Raw genomic sequence first — 17,463 nt, 5'->3', positions numbered from 1 at the left:
CGTCTTGATCAGAACCGAAACGCCGGTATCGGTCACCTTACCGCCCAGAGATTCACCCTTGATGGATGCAACCGCTGCCTTTACGCCTTCGTAACCCATCACGTCGGGGTTCTGTGCCATGGTACAAAGGAGATGGCCATCTTCAATCAGGTTCATGATAGCGTCGGACTTATCAAAGCCCACGCCGATGACTTTGCCGTCGCCCGCTGCCTTGATAGCGTTGCCCGCACCAGTGGTGGAGCCTTCGTTAGCACCGAAAATGCCCACAACGCCCTGTGTGATGTAGTTTTCAGCAATGGACTGGGATTTCGCCGCGTCGCCCTCACCGTACTGAGTCTCCATAATTTCAAAGCCCTTGCCTTCAAACGCCGAGCGGAAGCCATCTTCGCGCTTGACGCAGGAGTCGGTAGCTGCGTTGACGTTGACAATGCCAATCTTGCCCGAGGTGACGCCCGCCGCCGTCAAAGCCTTGAGCATCTCTTCGCCTGCGGTTTTGCCCGCCGCTTTATTGTCGGTGGAGAAGGTTGCCTCAGCTGCAACGTTAGCAGGGGAGTCCACATAGACAATCTTTAGGCCGGCATCCGCTGCTTCCTTTAACGCCGAAGAAATGGCGTCCGGGCCGTTGGCTGCCACGATGATGGCGTTGTACCCGCCCGCGACCGCGTTGTTGACGCATTCAATCTGTTGCGCGTCGTCTTTGGTGTTGGGGGAGAGGAACTGCACCGTCACACCCAGCTCGGAGGCCGCTTTTTGTGCACCTTCGTTGAGGGTAACCCAGTGCTGGTCAATGGAATCCATGGTAATTAACGCAATCTTGACATCGCCGGTGCCTTCACCGCTGCTGTCACTATTGTCGCTACTGCTGCTCTGGGGCTGCGCCACTTGGCTGGTGCTGGGCTGCGCGCCGCTGCTGCATCCGACTATCAGCGAAGCTACAAGACCCAACGTGCAGAGAATTGCCACGATCTTTTTACTCAAAACAATTCCTCCTTCATTTAACTTATCTCATACTAGACACGAACTAAAAACACATAAACCGAGCAATCTACTTTGCTTCTGGCGGTGCTATCTTTCCTTCGGGCGTAGCCCGCCTGTGTCCGACGGCTTTTTTCAGAGACAAAACAGTGCCTGTTTCATTTGTTTTCAGTCAGCGCTTAATATTAACAACCGCAGTTTTTCTGCGGGGCTGTTAACCTTTTGCTGCTGTTTTTTCTGGCAGCTTTTTTTTAAACGAGTTGCCACGGCGCAGCACCACATCCAACAGCACCGAAAATGTCACAATCACGCCAATGACAATCCGCTGTATGCCAACAGGGGCACCGATCATGTTCAGGCCATTTTCCAGCGTCTGCCACACGGCTGAGCCGGCCAATGTACCGAGTAGAATTCCGGTACCGCCCAAGGGGGATATACCGCCGATAACGCCGGCCGCCACGCCGTACATTTCGTACATCATGCCCGCTTCCATATTACCCATGCCTGCCTGTGCGCAGAGAATCAGACCCACCACGCAGGAGCAAAAAGCGCTGACCAAATAGGTCTTTGTCGTGGTGATTTCCACGTTTACACCCGAAAGCTTAGCCGCATCCACATTGGAACCTATGGCGTAAATATGCCGCCCTGTCCGGGTTTTGGACAGCAGGAAGAAAAACACCACAAACAATAAAATTGAGATCCAAAAGGTATTGTAAATACCAAGGGTTTTTCCGTAATAAAAGAAGCTTTGCAGCTGATCTGCAGATTCTTTGCCAATGCCTGAGGCGATGGCGTCGGTATTCCGGTTACCGTTTACCATATAAGCGACGCCGCGGGCTGCAAACATGGTGCCCAACGTTGCAATAAAGGGCGGTAATTTAAATTTGCCCACCAATATACCGTTTGCTACCCCCACGAGGAGGCAACATATGATCGTAATCAAAATGGCGATCGGCGCTGCCACGCCTTTTGTCATCAGCGTAGCCGAAATCATGGCGCTCATGCCCACCACCGAGCCGATCGAAAGGTCAATATTTCCGGTAATGAGCACATAACTCTGCCCTATGCCGATCAGCAGATATTTGGACATTGAACGCAGCAGATTCATCATGTTGTGAAAGGAAAACACCGTCGGGTTGATAATACCGAACGCCAGATAAATGATGATGAGTCCGGCAAAGGCGGTCAGGGCGGTACCCATCCCCCTAATCTTAAAAAAACGCATCAGAGCGGATTGTTGTTTCATCCTGCCTACTCCCTTTCTCAAACAGCACCTGCCACCTTGTTTTCAAAGCGGGTGGCAAGAGTCAGAATTTCGTTTTGATTGGTCTGTTGGGCCATAACCTCACCGGTAATCCGTCCGTCACACATCACCAAAATCCGGTCTGATATCCCCATAACTTCCGGGATTTCCGACGATACGATCATCACTGCAATGCCCTGCTGTTTGAGCTGATTGATAATGTTGTAAATCTCCACTTTGGCCGCCACATCAATACCGCGGGTCGGTTCGTCAAAGATGACAACCCGGCTGTCACGCACCAGCCACTTGCTCACCACCACCTTCTGCTGGTTGCCGCCTGAAAGATTGGCCGCATTCACCTCAATGCCGGTGGTTTTAACCGCAAGGCTGGTAATCGCCCTTTCACAGAGTGCATCCTCTTTTTTTCGGTCGATCACACCAAGTTTATTACAAAGCAAATCCAGATTTGGTAGCGCAATATTATGCCGGATGCTTAGTTTGGTACACAGTCCGTCTTTTTTTCGGTCCTCCGGCGCTAGCACGACGCCCGCCTTGATGGCATCTTCAGGGCAATTGATCTGAATTTCTTTTCCGTCCAGATAAATTTCTCCGCCTTCTTTGGGGTCGATACCAAAGATGGCACGGGTGGTTTCAGTGCGACCCGCCCCCATTAGACCAGCGATACCGACCACCTCCCCCTCATACAGGGAGAAGCTAATGTCCCGCACCATTCGCCCGGCGTTGAGGTTTTTAACCGCAAAAATCTCCTGCCCTTTTGGGCAGCTCACACGGGGGAACTGCTCCTTGATCTCACGTCCCACCATGTGGGTAATAATCTCGTCAATGGTGGTGTCGGCATAATTCATAGTGGTGATGTATTGACCGTCCCGCATGATGGTTACCCGATCAACAATATGCTGCAATTCTTCAAGCCGGTGGGATATGTACACAATACCGCAGCCCTTTTCCCGAAGCGTCCGAATAATACGGAACAAATCGCCAATCTCTCTGGAGGTTAGGGAAGAGGTGGGCTCATCCATTACCAGTATCTTGGCGTTCGTGGAAAGCGCTTTGGCTATCTCGACCATCTGCTGCCGTGAGATAGTCAATTCCCCAACCACCTGTTGGGGTGAGATGTCTATTTTCAGTTCGTTTAAAATTCGCTCTGCTTCTGCTTCCATTTCTGTGTTGGCCAGCAGCGTGCTTTTGGTCAGCTCTCGTCCAAGAAATATATTTTCCGCCACCGAAAGATGGCTACACATGTTCAGCTCTTGGTGGATAATAGCAACCCCCGCAGCCTGCGCCTGTTTTGGAGTTAGGTTACCGTACGGATTGCCCAAAATGTTCAATTCTCCTGCGTCGCGGGTGTAAACACCGCTAAGAATTTTCACCAGGGTGGATTTTCCTGCCCCGTTTTCGCCCAGCAGGGCCATTACCTCACCCGCTTGCAGCTCAAAATCGACATGATCCAGCGCTTTTACACCGGGAAAGCTCTTGCAAATCCCCTTCATAGAGACGATGGTTTTCTTCATTCGTTCATCCCCCCGTCTTTAATGCCCCAAGCTCTAAATTTATTATAACGCATTCATTTGTGAGTTTTAAGGGGATATTTTTCTGTTTTGGGTGTGTTTTTTATTTAATTTCACCACGAATCTTGCGATTTTCTGCGGAGGTCTTTATAATGTTGCCATAGACAGAGCACCTTTTTATGGGGAATAGTGTCGGTGTTGTAAAGAGAGTCATTCAGGGAGGTTATATTGATGAAACAGCTCGGTGTTGAAGTTTACGCCTATGAAGAGAGTGGATTTTCTCCTTTGGTTTTCTTTAACGGATGGCGGGTTGCCATTCTCAATCACCAGCCTTCGCAGGAAAAGGGGAAGGTTCCCTTTTTAGAGCGCCATCATCAGACGGACGAGGTCTTTGTGCTGCTGCAAGGTCCCGCCGCGCTGTTGCTGGCCGGATATGGGGAAGTACCGGCGGGAATTGAGGCGCTACCCATGGAACCCGGCAAGCTATACAATGTGCCCCGCAATTTGTGGCATGCGGTGCTCACCCAGCCACAGTCAAAGTTGCTGATTGTGGAAAACGCGGACACCGGCGAAGCAAATTCCTCTTATTACCCTCTGGAGAATTCCCAAACATAAAATAACAGAAATTTGCAAACAGATTTTAGGATATTGATTTATTTGAAAATAGTCGTATAATGAAATTAAACAACTGAATAAGCAAAAATGTCTTCAGGGCAGGGTGAAATTCCCGATCGGCGGTATAGTCCGCGAGCGCACACGCGCAGGACTTGACATTGTGTTCAAGTCAGGATTTGGTGAAACTCCAAAACCGACAGTATAGTCTGGATGGAAGAAGATGTGTTGAATTGCATGTGATGTCGAATTAGCGTTCGACAATGTTTTGCTATACCGTCAGGGCCGGTTTGACCGGGACTGATGGCTTTAGTGTATTCGCAATGCACCTAAATTTTAACACCTGGAAGGCGTTTCTAATGCTTTCAGGTGTTAATTTTCTTTAGGAGTGTTGTTGTTGAATGATGAAATTTATATGGAACTAGCGCTGGAATACGCTAAAAAAGGGTGTGGCTGGGTCAACCCAAACCCGATGGTCGGAGCCGTCGTTATAAAAAATGGCAAAGTGATCGGTGCTGGCTATCACCAGCGGCACGGCGGCCTGCACGCCGAGAGGAACGCGCTGGCCAGTTGCACAGAATCACCGCAAGGCGCGACACTGTATGTGACTTTAGAGCCATGCTGCCATTACGGAAAAACGCCGCCATGTACGGATGCGATTCTCGAAAGTGGTATTAAACGCGTGGTAGTCGGATCACTCGACCCCAACCCAATGGTCGCCGGAAAGGGAATGCAGATTCTGCGCCAAAAAGGAATTGAAGTCACAGAAGGTATATTGAGCGAGGCTTGTACGGTGCTCAACAACGTGTTTTTCCACTTTATTAAGACAAAAACGCCCTATGTCGTGATGAAATACGCCATGACAATGGATGGCAAGATCGCCGCGCGTTCCGGTGAGTCGAAATGGATTACGGGCGAAGCCGCCCGCGGGCGCGTGCAGGAGGATCGACATAGGTACTCCGGCATAATGGTGGGAGTCGGCACTGTTCTCATGGACAACCCTCTTCTAACCTGCCGTTTGCCAGGCAGTAAAAATCCTGTCCGTATCATTTGTGATTCTCGGTTGCAAACGCCGCTGGAAGCACAGATGGTAAAAACAGCAGGGCAGATTCCCACGATTATGGCCACCTGCTGTCCCGATGAGACGTGCGCCCGGCCTTACCGAGAGGCGGGGTGCGAGGTGTTGGCGCTCCCGTCGAAGGGCAGACACATCGACTTGCAGGCGCTTATGGTCGCATTGGGAAAAAGGGGAATAGACAGCGTTTTGCTGGAAGGCGGCGGCACGCTGAACTGGTCGGCGCTGCAAAGCGGCATTGTCAACAAGCTTCAGGCGTATGTCGCGCCTAAGCTGTTCGGCGGAGCCGAAGCAAAATCCCCCGTGGAAGGTCTTGGCGTGGAAAGCCCGGAATGTGCGTTCCGACTTACCCCGCCGCAAGTGACATGGCTGGGCGACGACATTTTGCTGGAAAGCGAGGTGATCCCATGTTCACAGGAATCGTAGAGGAAACGGGGGTCATCCGTTCTGTCAGAAAAGGGGGGCATTCCGCTGTCGTCACAATCGGCGCGTCAGTGGTTTTGGATGGCTTGAAGCTAGGTGACAGTGTTGCCGTCAACGGTGTGTGCTTAACGGTCATCTCCCTGTCAGATAATACGTTTTCCGCCGATGTAATGCACGAAACCATGACGCGCTCCAACCTGTGGAACCTAAATGCCGACAGTACGGTCAATCTGGAACGTGCCATGCCGCTAAACGGACGGTTTGGCGGGCACATTGTATCAGGACATATCGACGGAACCGGTGTCATTCGCAGTGTGCAAAAAGATGAAAATGCGGTTTGGTATACTATCAAAACGGCCCCCGTCATTTTGCGGTATGTGATCAAAAAGGGGTCTATTGCCATTGATGGCATCAGCCTGACCGTTGCCAAAATATCGACGCACGATTTTAGCGTATCGGTGATTCCCCACACGGCAAAAAGTACGACGCTTGGGGAAAGACGTGTCGGGGATACGGTGAATCTAGAGAACGATTGTATTGGTAAATACGTCGAGAAGCTGCTCGGTGCATCGGCACATCAGAGCGGTATTTCAAAAGAATTTCTTTCCCGCTATGGATTTTAGGAGGTATCAGCATGTTTGCATTTAATACGATAGAAGAAGCACTTGAAGATTTGCGCCAAGGAAAAATAGTGTTGGTAACGGACGATGAAGACAGAGAAAACGAGGGCGACCTGATCTGTGCCGCCGAATTTGCCACAACGGAAAACGTTAATTTCATGGCGGTGCATGGCAAAGGTCTGATTTGTATGCCCATGAGCATTGCACTTTGTCAAAAGCTTAAGTTTCCTCAAATGGTGACTACCAACACCGATAATCACGAAACAGCGTTCACGGTTTCGGTCGATCACATCAACACGACAACGGGCATCTCAGCGGAAGAACGCGGCATGACGGCCCGCGCTTGTGTTAGCGAGGACGCGAAACCGGAAGACTTCCGCCGCCCCGGGCATATGTTCCCGCTGATGGCAAAGCCAAACGGCGTTTTAGAACGAGATGGACATACCGAGGCCACCGTGGATTTGCTGCGGCTTGCCGGATTGAAGGAATGCGGCTTGTGCTGTGAAATTATGCGGGAAGACGGAACGATGATGCGAACGTCCGAATTGAAGGCGCTGGCAAGCAAATGGGATTTAAAATTCATAACAATAAAAGCCCTACAGGATTACCGCAAAAAACATGATCAATTGGTTGAGCGTATAGCGGCTGCAAATATGCCGACAAAATTCGGCGACTTCACGGCGTATGGCTATGTCAATAAGCTCAACGGAGAACACCACATCGCCCTGGTCAAAGGAGATATCGGTGATGGCCAGAATCTGCTGTGTCGTGTCCACTCCGAATGCCTAACTGGGGACGCCTTTGGTTCTCTCCGCTGTGACTGCGGGCAACAGTTTGCCGCTGCAATGGCACAGATTGCACAGGAGGGACGCGGAATCTTGCTTTATATGCGGCAGGAAGGGCGCGGAATCGGGTTGATTAACAAACTCCGGGCCTATGAATTGCAAGATCAGGGCATGGATACGCTGGAAGCGAACGAAGCACTTGGGTTTGTGGGTGATTTAAGAGAGTACTTTATCGGCGCGCAAATTCTCCGGCATTTGGGTGCTAAGACATTGCGGCTTTTGACCAATAATCCGGACAAAGTCTACCAACTCTCCGACTACGGTATGGAGATTATTGAACGGCTTCCCATACAGATGGAAGCTACCGACTATGACCTGTCTTACCTGAAAACGAAGCAGGTTAAAATGGGGCACCTGCTTGATTATTGAAAGGAGTTTTTACAATGAATGTATTTGAAGGAAAACTGGTCCCAGAAAAAATTAAGGTTGGCATTATTACAACGCGGTTTAACGAATTTATTTCTTCCAAGTTGCTTTCTGGCGCATTGGATGGTCTGAAACGTCACGACGTATCAGAAGATAGTATTGATGTGGCGTGGGTTCCCGGTGCTTTTGAAATTCCACTTATTGCCTCCAAAATGGCGAAAAGCGAAAAATATGACGCGGTCATCTGTCTCGGCGCCGTCATCCGTGGGAGCACCACGCATTATGATTATGTCTGTAACGAAGTGTCAAAAGGCATCTCTCAGGTGTCACTCGCCAGCGGAATTCCAGTGATGTTTGGTGTACTCACGACAGAAAATATTGAGCAGGCTATTGAACGTGCTGGCACGAAGGCTGGCAACAAAGGCTTCGAATGCGCAGTGGGCGCGATTGAAATGGTCAACCTGATCAGAGCAATAGAAGAATAAAATAAGAAACTGCCACCAGCTAATTAAAGCTGGTGGCAGTTTCTTACGCCATATTAGCGACGTACAATTCTGTAATAGGCCTTCGCTGTCATATGATAGCTTATAATATAAACAACAGCAAACACAAAAGAGACGCCCAACGTACTGAGAACAATCAGCTTGTGGTTGAATAGGTTCAGTGTACTCAGCATTGTTTCCATTGGTGACAGAGCTATAGCGGTATGCAATAACGCCATGAGCAGCGGCAGAAAGAAGACCGTTAATATTTGGCGTCGTATGGTCGACTTTACCTCTGACTGGCTCATCCCCACTTGTTGCATGACATCAAAGTTGGTTTTATCTTCAAACCCTTCGGACAACTGCTTGTAGTACATGATCATGACCATACAGACCATAAAGATAACTCCGAAAAAAACGCCGAGAAAAAGCAATCCGCCTAAAATTACCGCATCCTGCTTTTCGCCTTCAATTCGGCTGTCAAACCGGTTGAACCCCGGCATCTGTGTCACCCGATCACTTATATTGCCAGCAAAACGCTCTTGGCTTGCCTCGTCGCCTGCCGTGTCAAAGCGGACGGTGTAAATCCACTGATCCTCTGTGCGATTCATAGCGCGGAAAAGCTGCGCCTGCTCTTCTTTATTGGGTACAATCAAGTAATAAATACTCTGGAGCGATCTCGGCTCTTTTGTTTCAAAACGTAAGGATTGAAGTTCTTTTTTTATATTGTAGGTCTTGTTTGCAATCGCAAGTTTGCGGCCGCCATAGTCGGCGCCTGTACAAAAAAACAAAACTTCGCCATTTTCTAATGTTTCGTCGGTGTTTTCAATGCGGTTGTAATCCTCCAGACGCAGAACGCGCATAGTATAAATTTTGCTGTAATCGTTCTTGCTTTCCACTGGTACAAAGGCATTTTCATGCAATTTTAGGCCCATGCTCATGTATTCAAATCCGATTAAATCTGAAACGGCAACATTTTGTGCCGCGCTCTCAGACAAAATCACTTCGCGAAGCGCTTCATGCTGCGTAAACTGCCCGTCGACAAAGCGGATATCCACATCATGGGGATAACGGTAGTCCGCAATGCTGTCAAGCCCTTTGAAAAGAGAAACCGTGCAGACCAGTGTGATGATAACCATTGTGCTAAATATGCATATATTAGACAGGCTTGCCGCATTCTTACGCATACGGTAAAGCATTCCGGATATCGTCACGAAGTTCTTTTTATTATAGTAATAGCGGTGATTCTTTTTCAGAAGACGCAAAGAAGTAATAATGCCGGAAGCGAATAGGAAATAGGTGCCAAGTATAACCAACAAAATAGAACCGAAAACAACCAAAATAAAAGTACTGCTTAGCTTGAAGTTGAGCGCGAGGTAATAGCCGCCAGCCAAAGCAGCAGCACCCAATAAAGTAGAAGGCCACAGACGCTTGGGCTGCTTTTCACCCTGTTGGGCGCTTTGAAATAGATCGGCAGGATTGGCCCGTGAAACCTGAATCAAATTGATGACAAGATTTAGAAGAAAGACACTCCCAAAAAAAATAATTGTTTGGATATAGCAGGAAGACTTGGCCGTAAACTGCGCCTCTACCGGGAGGTTCGTGATATTTAGCAGCATTAGAAAAATTAATTTAGAAAAAACCAGCGCTGTTACGATGCCTAAAATGACCGAAGCAAGATATACCATCACTGTTTCTGTGCTAATAATAAAGCCGATATGATGCTTTTCCAGCCCTAAAATGCTGTAAAGACCCATTTCTCTTTTGCGTCGTTTCATCAAGAAGCTGTTGGTATAAAAAAGGAACGGAACCAAAACAATTCCCAAAAGCACCTTGCCAACCTGCATTAGCCCCGAAAGATAACTTGCATGGGGTAGCCTCTCTATCATCTCATTTTTGGCTATGGCACTGAAAATGAAGAAGACGGCAACGGCAAACGACGTAGCAAAAATGTACGGAAGATAAGAAGATACACTTTTTTTAATGCTGTTATAAGCCAGCCGCGGAAGAATACAGGTTCTATGCATGGCTGCCGCCTCCCACCTGAAGAATGGACAGCGTATCGGAAATCATGCGGAACATTTCATCGTAGGATTGTTCACCGCGATAAATTTGATTGAATAGGTTTCCGTCCTTAATAAACAGTACGCGTTTGGCGTGGCTGGCGGCCTGAACGCTATGGGTGACCATTACGATGGTCTGACCCCGTCGGTTGATGTCGGAAAACAGATTCAGCAGTTGTAAAGCAGCCTTGGAATCCAGTGCGCCAGTAGGTTCATCCGCCAGAACCAGTTTTGGGTTGGTGATCAGGGCGCGCGCTGCGGCAGCACGCTGTTTTTGCCCGCCGGACACCTCGTAGGGATATTTCTGCAAGATATCTGCGATGCCTAACTGTTCTGCTAACAAGGCCAGCCGCCGGGACATTTCTGAGTAGTCCGCCCCCTGCAGCACCAACGGCAACACGATATTATCCTGCAAAGAAAAACTGTCCAACAGGTTAAAATCCTGAAAAACAAAGCCCAGATTATCCCGGCGAAATGCGCAGAGCGCCTTCGGCCTAATCGTTGAGAAGGCTTTGCCCTCCAGATAGATTTCGCCACTGGTCGGCTTATCAAGCGACGCCAGAAGGTTCAGTAGAGTTGTCTTGCCCGAGCCAGATTCGCCCATGATGGCGACATACTCTCCATTTTCCACAGAAAAGCTCACGTTATCCAGCGCCTGTACAGAGCTCCCGGCAAAACGTGTTGTGTATATTTTTTTTAGGTTTTTTACTTCAAGAAGTGCCAAGTGCAATTTCCTCCTTTGCTGTTCTGTTGTTAAGTATAGCAAAGCTTAAAAATTGCAGCCTTAACTTCAGCTTACAATTTGAGGTTGAATCTTTCATTTTTGTAAGGTGTCTGCAATGAGCGGGAAATAAATTCGGTACTGTGTGCCTTCGTTTAGTTTGGAAGAGACGCTAAGCGCCACACCTAAACGATCTGTCACCCGTTTGCTCAGATACAGACCAATCCCCGTGGACGCCTTATCCATACGGCCATTATAACCGGTAAAGCCACGGTCGAAAACGCGGGGCAGGTCTTCCGCCTTTATGCCAATGCCTGTATCCGAAATGAGAAGTGTGCGGTCATTTTCAGGGTCCATGCCAACCTGAACGCCACCGTTTAAAGTATATTTTACGCTGTTTGATAAAAGCTGTTCCAGCACAAAACTCAACCATTTTTCGTCCGTTATGACAGAAAACTCAAATTCCTTCAAAGTTAGGGACAGTTTTTTGCCAATAAAGGCATAGGCGTATTTTTTCACTGCTTGCTTGACCAACTCATAAAGGGCGTATTCTCTTAAAAGGAGATCACAAGACAGACTTTCCAAGCGCAGATACTGAAGTACCATTTCTGCATACTGCTCAATTTTAAACAATTCCTGCTCCATGGCGAAAGTATTATTTTGTAGCTCATCCGAATGCAGCAGAAGCCTCAGCGCTGAAATGGGCGTCTTAATCTGATGCACCCAGAGCGTATAGTAATCTTCCCGCTCACTCTTGATCTTTTCCGTCTCTGATATTTTTGCCGCTCGGTCATGATATAATTCCCGGATCAACTGCTGGTACTGTTCTTCGATGTAGCCGGACGGATCGGGAAGTGGGCCCGTGGCAACCTGAAAATGATTTATCATATGGGCAAGTTGATTGGTCTTATGAAAAAATCTTATAAAATCATAGATGCTCCAGAGTAACGTTAAAAAAAGGCACAGGCCAGCTCCATATAACGATGGACGTACATCTATGTGTGACAGCAGAGATAGAACAACAAACAAAAGGCTCCCGCCAGTTACCGCCAGCAAAAATGCGCTGCGACAAGCGACCCACTTGAGCAACAACCTTGCACCATTAAGTTTTCTCATAACTGTCCTCCAGAATATATCCAATCCCTTTTTTTGTGCCGATAAAGTTGCTCAGCCCTACATCTTCCAACTTTTTGCGAAGCCGTGCAATATTGACGGTCAGGGTATTATCATCTATAAAGCAATCGCTTTCCCATAGACGCTTCATAAGGGCTTCTCGCGAAACGGTGGTGCCTTTATTTTCAAAAAACAGTTGCAGCATTCGATATTCATTGCGAGTCAGCTCAATCTTTTCCCCATTATACATCATTGTGCCGTCGGAAAGGTTCAATATAGCGCCCCTGTGTTCTACAACGGAAGTATGAAGCTGAAAGGCGTATGACCGCCGCAAAAGCGCCTGTATTTTTGCGAACAGCATATCCATATCAAAAGGCTTGGCGACAAAATCATCCCCGCCCATATTGACGGCCATAATGATATTCATATTTTCACAGGCGGAAGAAAGAAACATAACCGGAACCTTTGAGATGCGTCGGATTTCCTGGCACCAATGATATCCGTTGTAAAAAGGAAGAGAGATGTCCAGTAGAACCAGATGAGGATCAAAATTCATAAACTCCGTCAGGACATCGGAAAAATCCAAGACTGATTTTGCTTCATATCCCCACTTGATCAAACCGCGGGCGACCTCTTTTGAAATGACAGGATCATCTTCCACAATTAATATTTTATACATTGACGTTTCCTCATTTAATTTTCTGTGACTATGTCCTTAATACAATGATCTTTGTGAGGGGTAGGACCGTTGCCTTGTCAAGATGAAAGCAGGCGGATAAGGCAATGTGTCATAGCTGTATTACTACTATTATATCACATGACTGCACACAGGAGAATATTAAAAACAGGTATGCCGAAAATTCAGCATACCCGTGTTTATCTCTTGAGGGAGGCTACAACTTGGTTGGATGGATATTCCAGATATCTTTAGAATACTCTCGGATCGTTTCGTCACTTGAAAACTGACCTGCGTGCGCAATATTGACCGCAGACATTTTAAGCCAGTGCATAGGGTCTTCACGGTAGATGCGACCGGCTGTTTCGGCTGTTTTAACATAAGAATCAAAGTCTGCCAAATAAAAATAATAATCGTTTTGTAAGACAAGTGCATTAAAAATGGGGAGAAATTCTTCGGGAGAAGCGTCGCCAAAAGTTCTATTGGTCAGCGTATCCAACACCCGCTTAATACGATGGTTCGAGGCATAGACTTCGGCGCTGTGGTAGCTGTTTTCTTGCCGGGCGCGCATGACTTCATCCACTGAAAGGCCGAAGGTGAAAATATTGTCTGGCCCTACAGCCTGAGCAATTTCAATATTGGCGCCGTCCATGGTACCTAAAGTCAACGCACCGTTTAGCATAAATTTCATGTTTCCGGTGCCGGAAGCCTCGGTGCCGGCGGTGGAAATTTGTTCGCTAATGTCGGCGGCAGGGAAGATCCGCTGCGCCAGTGACACATTATAGTTTTCCAAAAACAGTACCTGCATCAGGGAACTAACTGCGGGATCGTTGTTGACCAGTGCGGCGATGGAATGAATCAGTTTGATGACGTTTTTGGCATAGGCATAACCCGGCGCGGCTTTTCCGCCGAAGAAAAACGCTGTAGGCGTAAAATCGGTGCGCCCATCCTCCTTGATAGCCCAATAGCGATCTAAGATCTTGAGGGCGTTTAAAAGCTGACGCTTATAAGCGTGAATTCGCTTCACCTGAAAATCAAACAGGAAGGTAGGGTCAACCGAAAAGCCGTGTTCCTTTTTCAAAAAGTCAGAAAACTCTACTTTGTTTTCTGCTTTGACATGAGCCAATGCCTTTAAAAAGCCCTCATCCTTCTCAAGCCCTTGCTTGGTGATCTCAGCAAGATGGGTGGGCGTTTTCGCAACGTTAAGACCAACCGCGTCATTAAGCAGCGCGGTTAGGCGCGGATTTCCCGTCATCAACCAGCGACGGTGGGTAATGCCATTGGTTTTATTGTTGAACCGTGCCGGATAAGTTTGATAAAAATCGGCAAAAAGTTGGCTTTTTAACAACTGTGAATGCACCTGAGCCACGCCGTTGACGCTGTGGCTTCCCACAATGGCCATGTGCGCCATCCTGATATAGCCGTCGGCCTCCACCGCCATGCGGGATATTTTGTCAAGGTCATAGTGATAAACCTGCCACAGCTCATGACAGAAACGCTCGTTGATTTCGTGAGTAATCTGATAGATTCGGGGTAAAAGCCTTTGATATATTTCCTTGGGCCAAACCTCCAGTGCTTCAGGCATGACGGTATGGTTGGTATAAGAAATGACGTTGCGGGTGATGTTCCACGCCGTGTCCCAGTCCAGGCCGTGAATGTCCAGCAGCACGCGCATCAGCTCCGGAACCGCAAGAGCGGGGTGGGTGTCGTTGATGTGAATGGAAATAAAGCGGGGCAGATCCATGATGCTGTGCCCTTTTTTACAATAATCGTTTAGGATACTGGATATTCCGGCGCAAACAAAGAAATATTGCTGCTTTAAGCGGAGTACCCGATTGTCAAACTGGGAGTCATCGGGATAGAGCACATCTGAAATGGCGCGCACCGACTGGCGATAGGCCACAGCGCTGGCATAGTCGCCCTTGCTGAAAAGTTGAAAGTCAAAGTCACCGTCCTTGGGTTCGGCACTCCAAAGACGTAGGGTATTGACAACTCCGTTTCCATATCCTACCATAGGCATATCGTAGGGGATGGCCAAAACCGTCTGGTAATTCTCGTGGATGAAGAACATCCGTCCATCGTGGTACTCTTCCCGCACATTGCCGTAAAACGGCACCTCCACCGTGTCAGAGGTTTTGACAATTTCCCACGGGTTTTCAGTTTCCAGCCAGTCGTCCGCTTCCTCCACCTGATAGCCGTTGACGATCTTCTGCTTGAAGAGACCGTACTTATAGCGGATACCGATGCCATGGCCTGCAAAGGAGCAGGACGCCAATGAATCCATAAAACAGGCGGCCAGGCGGCCTAAACCGCCGTTACCAAGGCCGTAATCTGGCTCGCAAGCCAAAATATCCTCGATATTGAAGCCGAGTTCCGATAACGCCTGTTCAGCCTTTTCGGTGAGACCCAATCGATCCAGATGCTTGGGCAGCATCTTCCCCAGTAAAAATTCAAGAGAGAAATAATAGACCTGCTTAACGTCGTGGTGACGATAGTACTTATTGGTTCTCAGCCAGTTCTTTATAATATAATCCTTGGCTAGCAGTGAGAGGGCCTGATACATGTCCTGAGGGTTTGCATCCTCCACGCCCTTGGCCATATGGGTTTCCAGCTTGGTGATCAGGTTTTCCCGCAGCATTTCTTCACTGATATGAAACATGTTGCTCATTCCTTTCCTATGGGTTTATGCTCAGGTCAATAACAATAGCACTTCCTTGGTTGGTTAGTCCGTTATCTTCAATGCGACAAAGCTTTGGGCTTTAAGCAGGAGCGTCGTTCCCTCCAGATCAACTCCCCCACCTGAAAATAAGATTATAGGCGCTTTTGCCAATGTCATTGGCTGTGGCTCTTCGCCAAAATGCGTTATACACAGTATTTTTCCGCGACGGAAGGCGAAAAGTCCCGAGTTCTCCAAAACCGGAGAAAATCCAGCCGAAAAGTCGTCCCGGTGGCTTTTGCGAAAGGCTGAGAGTGTTTTAAAAAAAGAGAGCAGGTCATAATCTTCCTGCCCCCAAGGGTAGCAGTTTCGGTTAAAAGGGTCCTCAAAACCGGTTAGCCCGACCTCATCGCCATAATAGATACTGGGGATGCCAGGGAGGGTGAATTGTAAAAACGCGGCAATTTTCAGACGGTTCTTTCCGGTTTCATATTCTTCTTTTGAGAGCATATGGCCGGCTTTTTGTGTTCTTTCTACAGGTTGTACTACGCCCAATTCATTAAGGATGCGCACCGTGTCGTGGGTCGAGAGCATATTCATAGCCGCATCAATAGCAGGCTGCGGATAATTTTCAAGAATCGTTAGAATTTCATCTTGGAATTTGGCGGAATTTCCACTTAACGCAAAATCTATAATAGCAGTGCGGAAGGGATAATTCATCACGCTGTCCAGTTGCTGCCCCAACAGATAGTGCCGCCGGTGCCCCTGACTAATTTTATTGGAGGCATCTTCCCAGACCTCGCCCAAAATGAAGGCGTCGGGATCGGCTGCTTTGACGGCAGCGCGAATCCGGTCAAGAAAACCTTCCGGCAGTTCATCGGCGACGTCGAGTCGCCAGCCTTTGCAGCCCCTTGTCTGCCAGTGGGCTAAAACGCCCTTTTTTCCAGTAATAAAACGAACATAATCGGCGTTTTCCTCCGCCACCTCCGGCAAATTGGGAAAGTTCCACCAGCAAGCATAGTCATTGGGCCACTCGGCAAATTGATACCAACTGTAATAAGGCGAATCTTTGCTCTGGAATGCACCAGTCTCAGGATAATGACCGAAACGGTTGAAATAGCGGCTATCCGCCCCGGTGTGGCTGAAAACGCCATCGAGAATCACCCGAATGTCGCGGCATTCGCAGGCTTTGCAAAGCGCGGTAAAATCTGCTTCTTGCCCTAGCCATGGGTCGATGTTGAAATAGTCGCCCGTGCCGTAGCGGTGATTTTCCGGACCCTCGAAAATAGGGTTTAAATATAACAAAGTGACGCCAAGCGCCTCGAGATGATCGAGATGCTCGGTGATACCTTTCAGGCTACCACCAAAAAAGTCCTTAGCGGCATAGTTCGGTGTATCCAAAGCCGACTGGGGTACACCGCCCCAGTCCTCCCGGCGGATTCTCTCACCCGAAATGGGCAAAGGCGTGAATGTGTTGCTTTGGGCAAAACGGTCGGGGAAAATCTGATACATCACCCCGCCTTTTATCCAGTCAGGGGTGGTAAAATCGGCTTCGTAAACCGTTAGCTGCCACTCAGGCAGCCAGTCTCCTGTTTGCAGTTGGCTATCGCTCTTGCCGCAGAAAAGAAGCGTTTCTTGAGTCCGGATTTCAAAGCGGTAAAAATATAAATCCGCTGAATAAAGCGTGATCGTCCCGCGGTATGCTGTCAACCCATCAGCGTCAGTTTCGGCAGGTAACAGCGCGACACGCTGCTCAAAAGTGTCGGCATCGTTTCGCACAATAATGCGCACATCGGCATCATTGTGCCCGCAACGGACACAAAAATGGATAGGCTGGCCAGTTTTGACCGCGCCAAAGGGGGCTTTACTATCCGCATTTCGAGAGTCGAATTGAATGGTCATAATAGCCTCCTGCAAGTTTAGCTTTGATCATACAATAATTTCCCGTCTTTTTCAATTGTTGGTCGCCCTTTAACGCCATCTCGAGCCGAAAACAGAGGTTGCGACAGTCTTTTAATAGCCATACCACCACTCGCTAATCATTCGAGTAGCTGCCATATTAAA

General features: G+C 48.4%; 13 protein-coding genes, 1 pseudogene and 1 riboswitch. Of the genes and pseudogenes, 5 read left to right on the top strand and 9 right to left on the bottom strand.

All coding sequences use genetic code 11. The annotated features are described in order from the left end of the window. Positions 1-3: 3 nt before the first annotated feature. From RBH76_04535 to RBH76_04525, 3 genes and pseudogenes are all read right to left on the bottom strand, one after another. A pseudogene (locus RBH76_04535) lies at positions 4-813 on the bottom strand (substrate-binding domain-containing protein). 376 nt (positions 814-1,189) lie between these two features. Further along, a complete protein-coding gene (locus tag RBH76_04530; GenBank protein WMJ84699.1) occupies positions 1,190-2,221 on the bottom strand; it encodes an ABC transporter permease in 1,032 nt (343 codons plus the stop codon). A gap of 17 nt (positions 2,222-2,238) precedes the next feature. Then, on the bottom strand, positions 2,239-3,750 hold the full coding sequence (locus RBH76_04525; protein ID WMJ84698.1) for a sugar ABC transporter ATP-binding protein: 1,512 nt from the start codon (positions 3,748-3,750) through the stop codon (positions 2,239-2,241). 228 nt (positions 3,751-3,978) lie between these two features. Here RBH76_04525 and RBH76_04520 point away from each other — a divergent pair, with 228 nt between their 5' ends. From RBH76_04520 to ribE, 5 genes are all read left to right on the top strand, one after another. Then, positions 3,979-4,362, top strand: coding sequence for a cupin domain-containing protein (locus RBH76_04520; GenBank protein WMJ84697.1), 384 nt, complete (start codon positions 3,979-3,981; stop codon positions 4,360-4,362). 85 nt (positions 4,363-4,447) lie between these two features. Next, positions 4,448-4,588, top strand: a riboswitch (FMN riboswitch). A 168-nt stretch (positions 4,589-4,756) separates the two neighbouring features. Next, a complete protein-coding gene (gene ribD / locus RBH76_04515; GenBank protein WMJ84696.1) occupies positions 4,757-5,860 on the top strand; it encodes a bifunctional diaminohydroxyphosphoribosylaminopyrimidine deaminase/5-amino-6-(5-phosphoribosylamino)uracil reductase RibD in 1,104 nt (367 codons plus the stop codon). Continuing rightward, the gene (locus RBH76_04510; protein WMJ84695.1) at positions 5,842-6,480 is read left to right on the top strand and encodes a riboflavin synthase; all 639 of its coding nucleotides are present in this window, start codon (positions 5,842-5,844) and stop codon (positions 6,478-6,480) included. The genes ribD and RBH76_04510 overlap by 19 nt, the downstream gene beginning before the upstream one ends. An 11-nt stretch (positions 6,481-6,491) precedes the next feature. Then, positions 6,492-7,691, top strand: a complete 1,200-nt coding sequence (locus tag RBH76_04505) for a bifunctional 3,4-dihydroxy-2-butanone-4-phosphate synthase/GTP cyclohydrolase II (protein WMJ84694.1) — start codon at positions 6,492-6,494, stop codon at positions 7,689-7,691. Between the two features lie 14 nt (positions 7,692-7,705). Continuing rightward, positions 7,706-8,173, top strand: coding sequence for a 6,7-dimethyl-8-ribityllumazine synthase (ribE, locus tag RBH76_04500; GenBank protein ID WMJ84693.1), 468 nt, complete (start codon positions 7,706-7,708; stop codon positions 8,171-8,173). 53 nt (positions 8,174-8,226) lie between these two features. On the opposite strand, the gene RBH76_04495 is transcribed toward ribE, so the two are convergent. From RBH76_04495 to RBH76_04470, 6 genes are all read right to left on the bottom strand, one after another. Continuing rightward, the gene (locus RBH76_04495; protein ID WMJ84692.1) at positions 8,227-10,197 is read right to left on the bottom strand and encodes an ABC transporter permease; all 1,971 of its coding nucleotides are present in this window, start codon (positions 10,195-10,197) and stop codon (positions 8,227-8,229) included. After that, the gene (locus tag RBH76_04490) at positions 10,190-10,957 is read right to left on the bottom strand and encodes an ABC transporter ATP-binding protein (GenBank protein ID WMJ84691.1); all 768 of its coding nucleotides are present in this window, start codon (positions 10,955-10,957) and stop codon (positions 10,190-10,192) included. The genes RBH76_04495 and RBH76_04490 overlap by 8 nt, the downstream gene beginning before the upstream one ends. 93 nt (positions 10,958-11,050) lie before the next feature. Next, positions 11,051-12,070: a sensor histidine kinase gene (locus RBH76_04485; protein WMJ84690.1), complete on the bottom strand. Its 1,020-nt coding sequence runs from the start codon at positions 12,068-12,070 to the stop codon at positions 11,051-11,053. Next, positions 12,057-12,746 carry a response regulator transcription factor gene (locus RBH76_04480; protein ID WMJ84689.1) on the bottom strand — a complete coding sequence of 230 codons (690 nt, stop codon included), beginning with the start codon at positions 12,744-12,746 and terminating at the stop codon, positions 12,057-12,059. Before RBH76_04480 ends, RBH76_04485 begins: the two co-directional genes overlap by 14 nt. A 214-nt stretch (positions 12,747-12,960) precedes the next feature. Then, complete coding sequence (locus RBH76_04475; protein ID WMJ84688.1) at positions 12,961-15,402, bottom strand: glycogen/starch/alpha-glucan phosphorylase; 2,442 nt, start codon at positions 15,400-15,402, stop codon at positions 12,961-12,963. 63 nt (positions 15,403-15,465) lie between these two features. Then, positions 15,466-17,301, bottom strand: coding sequence for a glycoside hydrolase family 13 protein (locus RBH76_04470; GenBank protein ID WMJ84687.1), 1,836 nt, complete (start codon positions 17,299-17,301; stop codon positions 15,466-15,468). Between the last annotated feature and the right edge of the window lie 162 nt (positions 17,302-17,463).

This window comes from Oscillospiraceae bacterium MB24-C1 (genome assembly GCA_030913685.1).
Taxonomy (GTDB): domain Bacteria; phylum Bacillota; class Clostridia; order Oscillospirales; family Ruminococcaceae; genus Yanshouia.
This window is presented reverse-complemented; position numbering and strand designations above follow the sequence as displayed.

Bases quoted from the DNA above. Each gene is read 5' to 3' on its own strand.
- RBH76_04530 (WMJ84699.1), bottom strand. From the start codon at position 2,221: ATGAAACAACAATCCGCTCTGATGCGTTTTTTTAAGATTAGGGGGATG.
- ribE (WMJ84693.1), top strand. From the start codon at position 7,706: ATGAATGTATTTGAAGGAAAACTGGTCCCAGAAAAAATTAAGGTTGGC.
- RBH76_04520 (WMJ84697.1), top strand. From the start codon at position 3,979: ATGAAACAGCTCGGTGTTGAAGTTTACGCCTATGAAGAGAGTGGATTT.
- RBH76_04475 (WMJ84688.1), bottom strand. From the start codon at position 15,402: ATGTTTCATATCAGTGAAGAAATGCTGCGGGAAAACCTGATCACCAAG.
- RBH76_04495 (WMJ84692.1), bottom strand. From the start codon at position 10,197: ATGCATAGAACCTGTATTCTTCCGCGGCTGGCTTATAACAGCATTAAA.
- RBH76_04480 (WMJ84689.1), bottom strand. From the start codon at position 12,746: ATGTATAAAATATTAATTGTGGAAGATGATCCTGTCATTTCAAAAGAG.
- RBH76_04485 (WMJ84690.1), bottom strand. From the start codon at position 12,070: ATGAGAAAACTTAATGGTGCAAGGTTGTTGCTCAAGTGGGTCGCTTGT.
- RBH76_04505 (WMJ84694.1), top strand. From the start codon at position 6,492: ATGTTTGCATTTAATACGATAGAAGAAGCACTTGAAGATTTGCGCCAA.
- RBH76_04510 (WMJ84695.1), top strand. From the start codon at position 5,842: ATGTTCACAGGAATCGTAGAGGAAACGGGGGTCATCCGTTCTGTCAGA.
- RBH76_04525 (WMJ84698.1), bottom strand. From the start codon at position 3,750: ATGAAGAAAACCATCGTCTCTATGAAGGGGATTTGCAAGAGCTTTCCC.
- RBH76_04470 (WMJ84687.1), bottom strand. From the start codon at position 17,301: ATGACCATTCAATTCGACTCTCGAAATGCGGATAGTAAAGCCCCCTTT.